The sequence below is a fragment of the Micromonospora sp. NPDC005806 genome (assembly GCF_042871425.1).
GTDB lineage: Bacteria > Actinomycetota > Actinomycetes > Mycobacteriales > Micromonosporaceae > Micromonospora.
The window spans coordinates 37,590-51,009 of record NZ_JBIAIL010000038.1 but is presented as its reverse complement, the minus strand read 5'-3'; the positions used below and the strand labels follow the sequence as shown (position 1 = coordinate 51,009).

Genomic DNA, 13,420 nt, shown 5'->3' with positions numbered 1-13,420 from the left:
CCGGCGATGACCAGCGAGACCATCACCCCGACCGGGGCGGGCCACGCGGACGAGCCCATCGTCCGGCTGCGCCACCCCGGTCGGTGGGTCGCGGCCGCGATCCTCGCCGTCCTCGCCGCGATGCTCGTCCACTTCGTCGCGACCTCGCCCAAGCTCCACCTTGACCTGGTGGTCGGCTACCTGTTCGAGAGGTCGATTCTGCGCGGCTTGCTGTTGACCCTTGAGCTGACCATCGTCGCGATGCTCGTCGGCGTGGTCCTCGGCACGGCGCTCGCCATCATGCGGCTGTCCCACAACCCGTTGCTGCGCGCGGTGTGCGCCGGGTACGTTTGGCTGTTCCGAGGCACGCCGATCCTCGTACAACTGCTCTTCTGGTTCTTCCTCGGGACCGTCCTCCCGCAGATCAGCATCGGCATCCCCTTCGGGCCCTCGTTCGCCAGCGTCCCCACCAACACGTTGATCACGCAGTTCACCGCCGCGATTCTCGGGCTCGGCCTGAACGAGGCGGCGTACATGGCTGAGATCGTCCGGGCCGGAATCGGCTCCGTGGACCGTGGGCAGACCGAGGCGGCTCACGCCCTGGGCATGAGCCCCTGGGTCAACTATCGTCGAGTGGTGCTGCCGCAGGCGGCCCGGCTGATCGTCCCGCCGACCGCGAACGAGACGATCTCGATGCTCAAGCTGACCTCGCTCGTCCTGGTCATCGGGCTTCCCGAGTTGATGACGACCGCTCAGCTGATCTACGGTCGCAACTTCCAGCAGATCCCGCTACTCATCGTCGCGAGCATCTGGTACCTCGTGCTCACCACCGTGCTCACCTTCCTGCAAACGCGAATCGAGCGGCGGATGAGCCGGGGCATGGGGGCCGTCGCCCGCAAACGCATCCGACTCGCGATCGGAGGCCGCTGATGACCGCCATGGTCGAGGCACGCAGTGTGCGCAAGTCCTACGGCGACAACGAGGTGCTCAAGGGCATAGATCTGTCGGTCGCCGCCGGCGAGGTCGTATCGCTGCTCGGGCCGTCCGGATCGGGCAAGAGCACCTTCCTACGCTGCATCAACCACCTCGAGTCCATCGACGGAGGTGAGATCAGCGTGAACGGCCAGCTTGTAGGCTATCGGCGGCACGGCGGGAAGAAGTACGAACTGCGACCGCGCGAGGTGGCGGCGGCCCGGCGGGATGTGGGCATGGTGTTCCAGCGGTTCAACCTTTTCCCCCACCGCACGGCGCTGGAAAACGTCATGGAAGCCCCCATCTACGTCAAGGGCGAGAGCAAGGAGGGCGCCCGGTCGTACGCCCTCGAACTGCTCGACCGGGTTGGCCTGGCCGAGCGCGCCGCCGCTTACCCCGGTGAACTTTCCGGAGGCCAACAGCAGCGGGTGGCCATTGCCCGCGCCCTGGCGATGAAACCGCGGCTGATGCTCTTCGACGAGCCGACGTCGGCGCTCGATCCCGAACTCGTTGGCGAGGTGCTCGACGTGATGAAAAACCTCGCCGCCGACGGGATGACCATGATCGTTGTCACCCACGAGATCGGGTTCGCCCGGGAGGTCTGCGATCGGGCGATCTTCATCGACGACGGCGTCATCGTCGAACAAGGCAGCCCCGGTGAGGTTCTCGGCAATCCCCAACACCGCCGTACCCAGGCGTTTCTCTCGAAAGTGCTGTGAACAGATGACCTTCACCCAGCATCGCGGACCGGTCGACGCCACCGTCACCCCCCGGTACGGCGGCCCGTCCACCTTCGCGCGGCTGCCCAGGATGGATGAGGTCGACCGGGCGGATGTCGCTGTCGTCGGCGTCCCTTTCGACTCCGGCGTCAGCTACCGCCCCGGCGCGCGGTTCGGACCCGGGCATGTGCGGGCCGCGTCCAAGCTGCTGCGCGACTACAACCCGGTCCAGGACATCGAACCGTTCGCCGTACAGCAGGTCGCGGACGCGGGCGACATCGCCTGCAACCCCTTCGACATCGCGGAGGCGATCCGCCAGATCGACGAGGGCACGAGGGCGATCGTCGGCACCGGCGCCAAGCTGATGACCATCGGCGGCGACCACACCATCGCCCTGCCGCTGCTGCGGGTCGTGCACGAGCTGCACGGGCCGGTGGCGGTCGTGCATTTCGACGCCCACCTCGACACGTGGGACACCTACTTCGGTGCGCCGGTTACCCACGGCACGCCGTTCAGGCGCGCCAGCGAAGAGGGCCTCATCGACCGGACGGGCAGCATGCACGTCGGCATCCGTGGTCCGCTCTACTCTCGCAAGGACCTCAGCGACGACGGCGTGCTCGGCTTTCAGGTCATCGGCTCGCACGACATGGACGACCTCGGCTGGCGCGGTGCGGTCGACCGCATCAAGGCGCGGGTGGGGGACCGGCCGACCTACGTCTCGCTCGACATCGACGTCCTCGACCCGGCATTCGCCCCCGGCACCGGCACACCCGAGGCTGGGGGCCTGACCAGCCGGGAACTGCTCAACATCCTGCGCGCCTTCGGCGAGCTCAACCTCGTCGGCGCCGACGTCGTCGAGGTGGCCCCCGCGTACGACCATGCGGAGATCACCGGCATCGCCGCCGCGCACGCGGCGTACGAGCTGATCAGCGCGATGGCCGCCGGCCGGCGAGGCACCGATGTCTGACCGGGTGACCGGCGGCGCTGCCGTCATCGATTCGCTTGTCGCACACGGCGTCCGCGATGTGTTCGGCATCCCCGGCACCCACAACCTCGAGCTCTACCGCTACCTGCCGGCTTCTGGCATCCGGCATGTGGTCACCCGGCATGAACAGGGCGCTGGCTACGCCGCAGACGGTTACGCCAGGGTCAGCGGGCGCCCGGGAGTGTTCATCACCACCTCAGGTCCGGGGATCACCAACGCCATCACCGCGCTGGCGACCTCGTACGCCGACTCGGTGCCGACCCTGGCCGTCTCGCCCGGACCGCCCCGAGGCACGGTGGGTGCCGACGTCGGCTGGCTGCACGAGGTCAAGAATCAGCAGGCCGCGCTCGACGCGGTATGCGCGCGCAGCATCCGCGTCGAGCACGCCGACGAGATCCCCGAGGTCGTCGCGGCGATCTTCGAGCAGTTCGCCACCGGTCGTCCGCGCCCGATCCACCTCGAGGTTCCCGTCGACGTGCTGGAGGGCGAGTGGACCCGCCGGCCTGCCCCGGTGCGGAGCGTGCCGGGCTCCGTGCGGCCCGGTCGCGCCGCGATCGAGGCCATCGCCGTCGCGATCGCCGCTGCGACCCGCCCCGTCGTCCTCGCCGGTGGCGGCGCACGCCGGGCAGCCAGCGAGATTCGCGCCCTCGCGGAGTACGGCATCCCGGTTCTCACCACGGTCAACGGCAAGGGCGTACTCGACGAGAGGCACCCGGCGGCGCTCGGTGCCGCCGTACGGCTGAAGGCCGCGCGGGACGTGGCGGACGAGGCCGACGTGCTGCTCATCGTCGGCAGCGAGGTCGGTGACGCGGACCTCTGGGGCGGGCGGCTGAGGCCGGGCGTCAACGGGGAGCGGAAGGTCATCCGGATCGACCTCGACCCGACCCAGATGCACAAGAACGTCCAAGCCGATCTGGCCATCGTCGGCGACGCCTCCGCAGTCCTCCGCGAGATGTTGGAGGTATTGCGGGACAAGGGGATCGGACCACGACCAGTCGAGCCGCTGCAGGCGCACCGGGAGGCGATCGCCGCCGAGGCGGACCGCGACGCGGGACCGTGGAAGCCCATCCAACGCGCGCTCGCCGCTGCCCTACCGGCCGATACGGTGGTGGCGGGGGACAGCTCGCAGGTCACCTACTACGGCACCGTGCACCACTGGCCCTTCACGCCCGCCAACAGGTTGCTCTACCCGACCGGCTATGCAACTCTCGGATACGGACTGCCAGCGGCGATCGGGGCAAAGCTGGCAGCCCCTGCCCGCCCGATCATCGGCCTTTTCGGTGACGGCGCGGCGATGTTCAGCATCCAGGAACTCATCACCGCGACCGAGCAGCGGCTGGCCCTACCGATCGTGATCGTCGACAACGGCGGCTACGCCGAGATCCGCGAGCAGATGGTCGAGCGCGACATCACTCCCCAGGCGGTCGACCTGTACCGGCCCGACATCCCCGCCCTGGCGCGGGCGATCGGCGCCCACGGCGTCGTCGCCACCACCGCCGACGACATCGCTCGACTGGCATCGCAGGCATTCATCGCCGATCGCCCCACCGTCATCTACCACCAGGTCGGGTAGGTCCCCGTGGGCGATGTCGACGCCGTGCTGGCACAACTCGTCACCGAACTCGGACCCGGGACCGTCCTGACCGATCCGGACGTGTTGCGCACGTACTCGACGGACGCGGCCCGCTTCTGTCCCGCCGGCACTGCGGCGGCAATGGTGCGGGCCCGCTCCACCGCCGAGGTGTCCACCGTCCTGCGCCTCGCCTCGCAGCACCGCGTTCCGGTCGTGCCGCAGGGCGCGCGCACCGGACTGGCCGGTGGCGCGAACGCCGTCGACGGCTGCCTGCTGCTCAGCCTCGAACGGATGAACCAGATCTTGACGATCGACTCGGCTGAGCAGATCGCCGTGGTGCAGCCCGGCGTCGTCAACGCGGCGCTCTCGGCTGCGGTTGCCGAGAAGGGCCTGTACTACCCGCCGGATCCGGCGTCATGGGAGAGCTCGACGATCGGCGGCAACGTCGCAACCAACGCCGGCGGGCTGTGCTGCGTGAAGTACGGCGTGACCGGGGACTGGGTACGCGGCCTGGAAGCCGTCCTCGCGGAAGGCTCGGTGCTGCGCACCGGCCGGGCGACCGCGAAGGGAGTGGCCGGGTACGACCTCACTCACCTGTTCGTCGGCTCAGAGGGGACGCTCGGAGTGGTCACCGAGGTGACGCTGAGCCTCAGGCCGCAGGCGAACATGCCGTTGACCGCGGCCGCGATCTTCACCGACGTCGGAGCGGCATGCACCGCGGTCAACGAGTACCTGAGCAGCGGCGTACGGCCATCACTGCTCGAGTTGATGGACGGACCGACCATCAGGATGGTCTCGGCGTACGGGAAGCTTGGGTTTCCCCCGGAGACCGAGGCGGTCCTCATCGCCCAGTCCGACGACGAGCATCGGGCCGCCGCGGACCTCGATGCGTTCGCGGAGGTTTGCTGGCGGCTGGGTGCGGGCGAGGTCGTCGTCGCGGAGAATCCCGCCGAGGGAGAGCTTCTGATTGAGGCGCGCCGGCTGGTCGGGCCGGCGCACGAGTCGGTCGGCGCCGACCTCGTCGATGATGTGTGTGTCCCGCGCTCCCGGCTCGCGGATCTGTTGCGCGGGGTGGCGCGGATCGGCCAACAGCACGACGTACTGGTTACCTGCGCCGGCCACGCTGGCGACGGCAACATGCACCCCGCAGTCGTCTTCGATCCCGCCGACGAAGAGATGACGGCTCGGGCCCTGGACGCGTTCGGCGCGATCATGCGGCTCGGTCTCGACCTCGGCGGAACCATCACCGGAGAACACGGCGTGGGGCTGCTCAAACGCTCGTGGCTCGAGGCGGAGCTGGGGGAGGTATCGCTCGCGGCTCACCGGTCCATCAAGCAAGCGCTCGACCCGCTCAACATTCTCAACCCCGGCAAAGTCCTGAGCATGGGCGAGAGTCTTAGCCGAAAGGCGTGATGCCCCCGTGACGATGACTCCGGCTACTTTCTCCGATGACCGTCTCCGCAGATCGGAACGAGTCCGACACATTTGGCAGCCGGAACCGGCGTCAGCTGACGGTCAGGTCGTCGGATGTTGGCCACACGCCACTGCCTCGCAGGTCCAGTTTCTCGCCTAGCGCTTGCCGCCACTCGGGCACGGTGAACGGCTCGCCCCAGTAGTCGGTCACCCGGATCGCCTCGCCATTGCGCAGCTCGGCAATCGAGACGTTGCGGTAGATCCGGCCGTCACCATAATCGTTGCTCCACTCGACGACCAAGGTGTCTCCGCAGGAGTGCCGCATGCCGACGCCGAGCCGCAGCCCGACGAAGCGCGACTCCACTTCCGCAATTCGCGCCCGTCCCCGGATCAGCTCGCCGGACTGCAGCAACTGGCGTACCGCATCCTGCACGAGCGGTACGCCGAGAATGCGCTCAAGCCGAGTGTTCGAATCGCCGTCCACTCCCGAAATTTACTCAAAGATCACCCTGGCGGGCGGAGATCGCCTGACGAGTGCCAAATCGCGCCTAGCCCTGCTCCCGTTGACGGGCAGACGGACCTTGCCTACCGGCGGAATTACCCCCTGCACGAAGCGGCCAGAGTCTGACGCTGCTCATTGACGAACGCATGGGCGACGTGGCATCCGGGCGCGGAGGCTTCGACGGCCGATGGCCCAACCTGGCGTCGCCGCCCGCCGTACGGCCTGCCGGTGGATGGCGGGGGAGCGGGTTGGGAGCAACGTGGCGCGCTGAATGGCGCTGAACTGCATAGAACGGCGCCCAACTGCGCCCAACGGCACACCCGCTCACCTGCGGCTCAACGTTTCCGCAGCTCAAAGGCGGTGCAGCGTCCTGGTTTGACACGGAGTGCTCAGCCGCATCTGAGCAGCAGTCGAGGGCGCTCTATGTCGCCTGGCAGGGGAGTATCCACAGGTCAAAGCGGTAAGGAGCCGCTGCAAGGCTTGGCCTTGCATGTGGGTGCAGATCGGGAGCAGGTTGGCAAAGTGGTCGCCGCGTCCGAAGTGCTCACCGCGGCTCGACGGAGCAGAGTGCTCTGACTTGCGATGATGCCGACGAGCGGGTCGCCGTGACCTCCCAGAGAACACCGAAGTGGTCACCCTTCGCTGCTCCCCGCCTGGCCGGTACCGGCTGTCGTCTGGAGCCCGCTGGCATCATTCACGAAGGGATCGCCCCGAGCGCCTGCAATGTTCTGGCACAGCCGGGCAGTCGGGGAGCGCCCTGTACGTCACCGAGGGTGCGGCCTGACCCAGGCCCGCGGTGGGGATGTCATCGAGATGCGTTCGGGCGACACCATCGACACCTCTCCCCAGTCAGCGAGCCTGCACCGGGGTCTTGATTCTCCGCGCTCAAGGCTGCCAGAATCGTTTTTCCACGGTATTTCGTTGATATCCCCGGCATTCGGAAAGAGTAGCCACCCGATCAAGCTTCCAGCCACAGTCCTCATGCTCTTGCTGACCGGCATGACGCTGTCCCCTCTCGCACGCGAATTCACAGGTGATGGCGCCAGCCGCTCCCGCCGGCTTGGGCTTGGCGGGACCATGGTCGGGGCAACACGTTCGGGGCTGGAGCGAGATGGAGGCTCACCTTGAACCATGTCCACGAGGTCGCCCAGATCGCCAACGCCTTGCGACTCCCGCCCGATGTGCGGCCGGCGCTTGAGCGACTCGCTGAGGTCCAAGCCAGCGCTGCCGTCTGCCTGCCTGCGCCCGCCGAGACGGACGATCTGCTCGCTCGGCTCGGCGTGGCCGAGGTCGATCGAAGCGAGATCATCGCGACACGTCCGTCCTTGAACAAGCAGCCTGCTCTATGGTGGCTGCTCGACCGCTGTCACAGCCTGCTCGTCAATCGGATGGGAACGGGTGGGGCGCTGGATCCGTGGCCTGTCCTATCGCGGGAACTCGGGCCGGCGGCCCGGTACTTTTATGTTTGGGTTTTCCTCTCAACCGTGGCAGACGTGCGCCGATATCACTTGGAGCGGGGAATCCCGGACGACCTTTCGTGGCGAGTCTTGTCCACGTTGGGCGTGCAGATGGCCAACTACCGTGCTATCTACGGCGAGGGAGGCCTCCATACACAGGACTGGCTGACCTTCCACTTCCGCGGCGCGGTCTACTCACTCGGGGGTTTGCACTTCGAGCGGCAACGGATCTGGTTCGACGCGGAACGCCGACCCGGCGTCTCCGCGGCGCCGCGGCGCGGCGATCACGCACTCGGCCTGCACATCCCGGAGGGGTCTCTCTCTCCCGACCTGGTGGAAGACGCCTTGCACAGAGCGCGTGGCTTCTTCGCCCGGCACTTTCCCGACGAAGACCACTGCTTCGCTACCTGTGTCAGTTGGCTGCTCGACGAACAGTTGCAGGAGTACCTCTCGCCAGACTCGAACATCCTTAGGTTCCAACGACGCTTCCACCTCATCCCGCCGAGGGAAAGCAACGACAACGCCACCATGGTGGAGTTCATCTTCAAACGACCGCTGTCCGGCCTGGACGCTCTTCCGTCGACCACCACCCTGCAGCGAGCGGTGATCGGCCACATTCGTGCCGGACGCACATGGATGTTCCGGACAGGATGGCTCGTGTGGTGAGGAACCCCTGAGTATGGTGGGGCAGGGGGATCGCGGCCCCTCAGCCGGGATGCGACGACGGCAAGCGCCTGATGATCGCGGCGGATCAGGACTTGACCGCGCCGGCCAGGACACCGCCGACAAACTGGCGTTGGAAGACCGCGAAGAGCAGGGCCATCGGGAGGAGGCTGATCACGGCTCCGGCGGTGATCAGTGAGATGTTCTGGGTGAACTGCGTGTTCGTCGTGGCGATGCCAACGGGCAGGGTCATCATGTGCTCGGACTGAGCCATCAGCAGCGGCCAGAGGAACGAGTTCCAGTTGGCCACAAACGTGAAGATGGCCAGCACCGCCATCGGCTGCTTGCACAGCGGCACCACGACCTGCCGGAAGATCCACCAGTGGTTGGCACCGTCGATGCGGGCCGCCTCTATCAGTGAGTCCGGGATACCGGCCACGAATTGGCGCAGGAGGTAGACACCGAACGGACCCGCCGCAGCCGGAATGATGAGTCCGGTGTAGTGGTCGACCATCCCGAGATCTGACGCCAGCAGATACACCGGCACCAGCGTTGCCGAGAACGGCAGCATCATCGTCGCCAGCATGACTCTGAAGGAGATGTCCCGACCGGCAAATCGGATCTTGGCGAAGGCGTACGCGGCCAGCATGTCCACCGCCACCGTGAGCCCAGTCACCGCCGCAGCCACCCAGACACTGTTGAGAATCCAGCGGACGAAAACCGCGTTCGAGAACAGACGCCGGTAGTTCGACAGGGTCCAGTCGGCGACGGTCAGGGAGTAGTCGGCGTAGACGGAGTTGTGCAGCGACGCAAGCACGATCAGAAGAACGGGGCCGGCGAAAACAGCGGAGGCGATGATCGCGGCGGCGTGCACCGAGGCGACTCGCAGACGTCGGCGCAGACGTCCTGCTCCAGGCCTTGCCGCAGGCGGCCTGGTGACGTTACCGGTCAGCTCACGCATGGCCATCGTCCGCTTCCTCACCGCGTCCGCGGCCGACAAAGATGGCGGCGATGATCGCGGTCACCAGCAGCAGGACCATGCTCATCGTCGCGGCATACGGCACGCTGCCTCCATTGAAGGCGTTCTGGTAGATGTACCACATCGCGGTATACGTGGCCGTGCCCGGACCGCCCTGGGTGATGACGTAGACCAGGTCGAACACCTGCACGGCGTTGATGGTCACCAGGACCAGGACGACCTGCATGACCGGCTTGATCAGCGGCAGCTTGATGCGGGTCAGGATCTGCCACCCGCTGGCCCCGTCGACCCTCGCCGCATCGAGGAGATCTTCCGAGACGTTGTTGAACGCAGACATGAAGATCAGCGAGTAGAAACCTGCCGAGGTCCACAACGTGACGATTGAGAGGAAGACGATGGCAGTGTTGCCGTCTGTCAACCAAGGAATCCGCAAACGCAGTACGCCCGAGGCGAATCGCTCCAGTGGTCCGGTCTCGCTGTCGATCAGCATCTTCCAGATGAGCCCGGCCACGACGATCGACAGCAGCGATGGCATGTAGATCAACGAGCGGTAAACCGACATGCCACGAACGGAGCTGGACAGCAGCAGCCCGACCGCGATCGTGACGATCAGGGTCAGCGGGATCAGCACCGCCATGAAGAGGAACGTGCTCCACAGCGTCTGTCGGAACAGCGGGTCCTCAGCCACCGCCCGGTAATTGTCCAGACCGGCGAACCGGAGGCCGCTCAGCAGCGAGCCACGTTGGAACGTCAGGTAGACGGTATAGACGAACGGGAACAGCATGAAGGCGCCGAAGAGCACCGTCTTCCCGAGGAGGAACGGCACTGCCGAGGTGAGATCCACCCACCACCTGCGCGTGCCTCCCCGGCGGGGAGGCACGCGCAGGCTGTCGGACGCGAGCCCGACTGGTGGCCCCCCGCCCACCCGGTGCTCGCGGCGCACGTCGCCGCGCTGGTGCGTTGGATGCACAGCGAGACGTACGTGGTCGGGTTGCGAGGACACCTGCTTCACTTGGCCGACTTTGCCATCTGCCGAATTCCTTTGGAGGCCTCGGAGATCATCGCTTCGAGCGACTGCCGCCCGAACAGGTAGTCGTTGATCTTGCCGAGCAGGTACTCCTGGGGCTGGTAGGGCAAGATGAGCGTCGCGCGGGCGTGCTTGCCGTAGGACGCCGCCTCGTTGAGGAAGGTGTTCATCCGCGGGTCGGCGAGAGGCTCGGCGTAGTAGTTGCCCTGAACCGGGCGCGTGGGCAGGCCCAGGATCATGCGGATGTAGACGTCGGCTTGCTTGGGGTCCAGCAGGTACTTGGCGAACTGGTAGGTCAGCTCGGGGTTCTTGCTCTTGGCCGCCATCGCGTAGTAGCCGCAGCCGGCGACGATGGCCTTGCCTGCCGGGCCGGAGGGCAGGTCGATGACCTTCATCCTCGCCTGCGGGAACTGCTTGCACGTGGCCGCACTGAGCGGGGGCATCCACTGCATGCCGGTCTTGCCGGACACCGTGGCGGCGTCCCATCGTGCTGTGTCGGCGAACAGGCTGGGTGGGGTGGTGGCGCCGGAGGTGACCAGCCGTTTCATGACCTCGAGTGCCTCGCGGCCCTCAGGGTTGTTGAAGCCGATGTCGTCCTTGGACCCGTTGACGTAGTCGCTCCCGTAGGCCCAGAAGTACTGCCACACCCAGTTGTCCTCGAAGGTGGGCAGTGCGGGCCACGACATGCCGTAGTGCTCGACGTTGTTCTTGTCGAATCCAGGGTCCTTCAGGTTGCGGCCCTTCTTGTCGAAGGTCATCGCCTCCGCGAACGGGATCATTTCCTCGAGGGTGGTCGGCAGTGGGGGCTTGCCCGCCTTTTCCCAGACCGCGAGGTTCATGGCCAGGGGCTGGAACCCCTGGGTGAAGGGGACGGCGAACAGCTCCCCCTTGTCACCAGTAGCAGCCTTGAGATAGGACTCGGGCTGCCCGTCTGTGAGCGCAGCGAGTTCCTCCTTGCTCGCCATCTGCTTGAAGTCGGCGAGCACTCCCGTGGAGCGCCACTTGTTCATCCACGGGATGATCTGGTAGGTGACGTCAGGCGGATTGCCACCCGAGAACCCGGCGGTGTACTTCGTCAGCGCGTTCTCCCACGGGATGACGAGGCTCGTGACCGTGGCACCCTTCGAGGTTCGCTGAAAACCTGCAGCCATCTGGTCGGTGAACTGCTTCATCGCCTCCGGCGAGGCGTTGGGGGTGAGCCAGAAGTTGAGGTTGCCTCCGCCGGACCCCTTGTCTTCCTCCCCGAGCCCGCAGGCAGCCAAAGTGGAACCCAGACCGGCGAGGCCTGCTAACTGGAGGAAACCTCGGCGAGGCAGGCCGCCGGGCTGGTTCATGTGTGTAGACACTGAGACCTCCGATCATCGGCCTTCAGCATTCCGAAGATGGAATCGATATTTGCAAGAGTAATGGCGGTCTGCACCGTGGCGCAAGCAGCATTTTCGTCTACTCCTGGGCAAGACACCCGTGCTTTCGGCCCTACCGACATCGATCCCGATCAGATGCTCGCTCACGAGGCCACCGCGTACTTGGGGAGTTCGCCCCGCAGCCCGCGACGATCACGAGTCGGCCGGCATGGGCCGGGCGTTCAAGGGCTGACTATTCATCCGCCCGGCGTGGGGCTGGGGCCGTGACACTCGCGAAGCAGTCAGCGACGGTCCGCCGGATCCGGCGAGGCCGGTCGGGGACGAAGATGTCGATCGCCGCCTTCGCCGGGCCGCCACTGCTGGTCAGCTCCCATCCCGTTGGTTCCTCGAAGCCGGGGTTGGTCAGGGTGAAGCCGATGGCCTCCAGGTGGTCGAACCCGACATCGACCCGGGCATCCGTGACGTCCCGTGTGGTGCGCAGGCGCAGGGTGAGCGTCGCCGTCTCCTTGCCGGAGAGTTGAGACGTCAGGTCGATCGGGCCTTGGAGACTGTGCCCCTGGATCCACAACGGCCACGGCTCGTGGTGGATGTCGCAGCTCCACACCACCGCGCCGTCGACGAGAATCTCCTTGCTCACCCGGCCTGCTGCGGGGCTGGTCGCCGCGAGCTCGTCAAAGTGCCAGAACGACAACTCGTAGCGCGCCGCCGTCGGGTCCGGATGGATCAGCTGGCTGGCCTGGGCACAGGTACCGGCGGGCACCGGGATCTCGGAGGGCAGCGCGAGGCTCAGCCGACCGAGCCCGTACATCGCCTTGTTCTCCGACGAGATGGTGGGTGCGTCGTCCAGCTGGGTGCCGTACGCGATGACGCCCTCAATTGTGCCTTCGACCGTGCAGCGCAGGCCCGTTTCCACGGCCTCGCGCACGTACGACTCGGTTGGGCTGAGTGGCGCGGCCAGAAACCGGCCGGCGTAGACCAGCAGCAACAGATCCAGGTCACGGGGGCGGGTCTTGGCCTGGACCTCGGCCAGGCAACTGCGCAGCGAGCCGGCCGTCTGCGTGTTGTTGTTCGGGCCGTCGAGGAACGGGTAGATCACGCCGTCGATGAACGGGGCGTACTTGTCGAGGAACGCGTCGTCGAGTGCAACCCGGTAGTAGACGCAGGTGAGGAAGCCCAGCTTGGGGTTGATCTCCTGCTGTGTCCCGCGGATCCGGGCCATGTAGTCGGGGGTGAACAGGCGGGCGTTCACCTCGAACTCGAAGTCGTCGATCGCCCACGCGGTCAGGTTGGGGTGCCGGACGGATGCCTCGGCGACAGCCCGCGCCCAGGCCACGTAGTCCGTGAGGTACGGCCGGGAGGCGCGGCCGTTCTCGTCCGTCTCCGAGGGCGGGACCAGGTATGGCCATACCTTGATGCCCGCCTCCGCGGCCGCGGGCAGGAACTCGCCGCACAGGTCGTCCCAATCGGTCGGGCTGTCCCAGACCCCGAAGAGGTATGTGGTGACGTCGAGTTCGCGCAGATGCGCGATCAAGGCCGGGGTGTCGATGTGCCGGTAGCCGTCGGCGCGGGGGCGACGTTCCCGGACCGCCGCGCCGACGGTGTTCCCACCCACCAATACGGCCCGGACGCCGTTGGGTGGCACCCACGGGCGGGACCCCGCATTTCTGCTCGACGACAACATGGCCTGCCCTCCTGCTGGCGATCGCTCCGCGGGCTGCGGCACCCGGCATGCTCGGCATTCCGAATCTAGATACTGAATGCTGTAGATACGGTAGCTTCTTCTTCTG

General features: G+C 66.6%; 11 protein-coding genes. 6 read left to right on the top strand and 5 right to left on the bottom strand.

The window, feature by feature from the left end; all coding sequences use genetic code 11:
• The first annotated feature begins 6 nt into the window (after positions 1 to 6).
• From ACFYOS_RS29275 to ACFYOS_RS29255, 5 genes are read left to right on the top strand one after another with little or no spacing between them, the layout of a single operon-like run.
• On the top strand, positions 7 to 909 hold the full coding sequence (locus ACFYOS_RS29275) for an amino acid ABC transporter permease (RefSeq protein ID WP_387148438.1): 903 nt from the start codon (positions 7 to 9) through the stop codon (positions 907 to 909).
• A complete protein-coding gene (locus ACFYOS_RS29270; protein WP_387148436.1) occupies positions 909 to 1,670 on the top strand; it encodes an amino acid ABC transporter ATP-binding protein in 762 nt (253 codons plus the stop codon). The genes ACFYOS_RS29275 and ACFYOS_RS29270 overlap by 1 nt, the downstream gene beginning before the upstream one ends.
• 4 nt (positions 1,671 to 1,674) lie before the next feature.
• Positions 1,675 to 2,637, top strand: coding sequence for an agmatinase (gene speB / locus ACFYOS_RS29265; RefSeq protein WP_387148434.1), 963 nt, complete (start codon positions 1,675 to 1,677; stop codon positions 2,635 to 2,637).
• On the top strand, positions 2,630 to 4,228 hold the full coding sequence (locus ACFYOS_RS29260; protein WP_387148433.1) for a thiamine pyrophosphate-binding protein: 1,599 nt from the start codon (positions 2,630 to 2,632) through the stop codon (positions 4,226 to 4,228). Before speB ends, ACFYOS_RS29260 begins: the two co-directional genes overlap by 8 nt.
• Before the next feature lie 6 nt (positions 4,229 to 4,234).
• Positions 4,235 to 5,641, top strand: coding sequence for an FAD-binding oxidoreductase (locus ACFYOS_RS29255; RefSeq protein WP_387148431.1), 1,407 nt, complete (start codon positions 4,235 to 4,237; stop codon positions 5,639 to 5,641).
• 91 nt (positions 5,642 to 5,732) lie between these two features.
• On the opposite strand, the gene ACFYOS_RS29250 is transcribed toward ACFYOS_RS29255, so the two are convergent.
• Positions 5,733 to 6,125: a hypothetical protein gene (locus ACFYOS_RS29250; RefSeq protein ID WP_387148429.1), complete on the bottom strand. Its 393-nt coding sequence runs from the start codon at positions 6,123 to 6,125 to the stop codon at positions 5,733 to 5,735.
• 1,142 nt (positions 6,126 to 7,267) lie between these two features.
• On the opposite strand from ACFYOS_RS29250, the gene ACFYOS_RS29245 reads away from it, so the two are divergent.
• Positions 7,268 to 8,266 (top strand): acyltransferase domain-containing protein, encoded by a 999-nt coding sequence (locus ACFYOS_RS29245; protein ID WP_387148427.1) that lies wholly within the window; start codon positions 7,268 to 7,270, stop codon positions 8,264 to 8,266.
• Between the two features lie 85 nt (positions 8,267 to 8,351).
• On the opposite strand, the gene ACFYOS_RS29240 is transcribed toward ACFYOS_RS29245, so the two are convergent.
• From ACFYOS_RS29240 to ACFYOS_RS29225, 4 genes are all read right to left on the bottom strand, one after another.
• The gene (locus ACFYOS_RS29240; RefSeq protein ID WP_387148425.1) at positions 8,352 to 9,230 is read right to left on the bottom strand and encodes a carbohydrate ABC transporter permease; all 879 of its coding nucleotides are present in this window, start codon (positions 9,228 to 9,230) and stop codon (positions 8,352 to 8,354) included.
• Entirely contained in the window at positions 9,217 to 10,254 is a 1,038-nt protein-coding gene (locus ACFYOS_RS29235; RefSeq protein WP_387148423.1) for a carbohydrate ABC transporter permease, read from the bottom strand. Before ACFYOS_RS29235 ends, ACFYOS_RS29240 begins: the two co-directional genes overlap by 14 nt.
• Positions 10,251 to 11,603 carry an ABC transporter substrate-binding protein gene (locus ACFYOS_RS29230; protein ID WP_387148421.1) on the bottom strand — a complete coding sequence of 451 codons (1,353 nt, stop codon included), beginning with the start codon at positions 11,601 to 11,603 and terminating at the stop codon, positions 10,251 to 10,253. The genes ACFYOS_RS29235 and ACFYOS_RS29230 overlap by 4 nt, the downstream gene beginning before the upstream one ends.
• Positions 11,604 to 11,865: 262 nt before the next feature.
• Entirely contained in the window at positions 11,866 to 13,245 is a 1,380-nt protein-coding gene (locus ACFYOS_RS29225; protein WP_387148419.1) for a hypothetical protein, read from the bottom strand.
• Between the last annotated feature and the right edge of the window lie 175 nt (positions 13,246 to 13,420).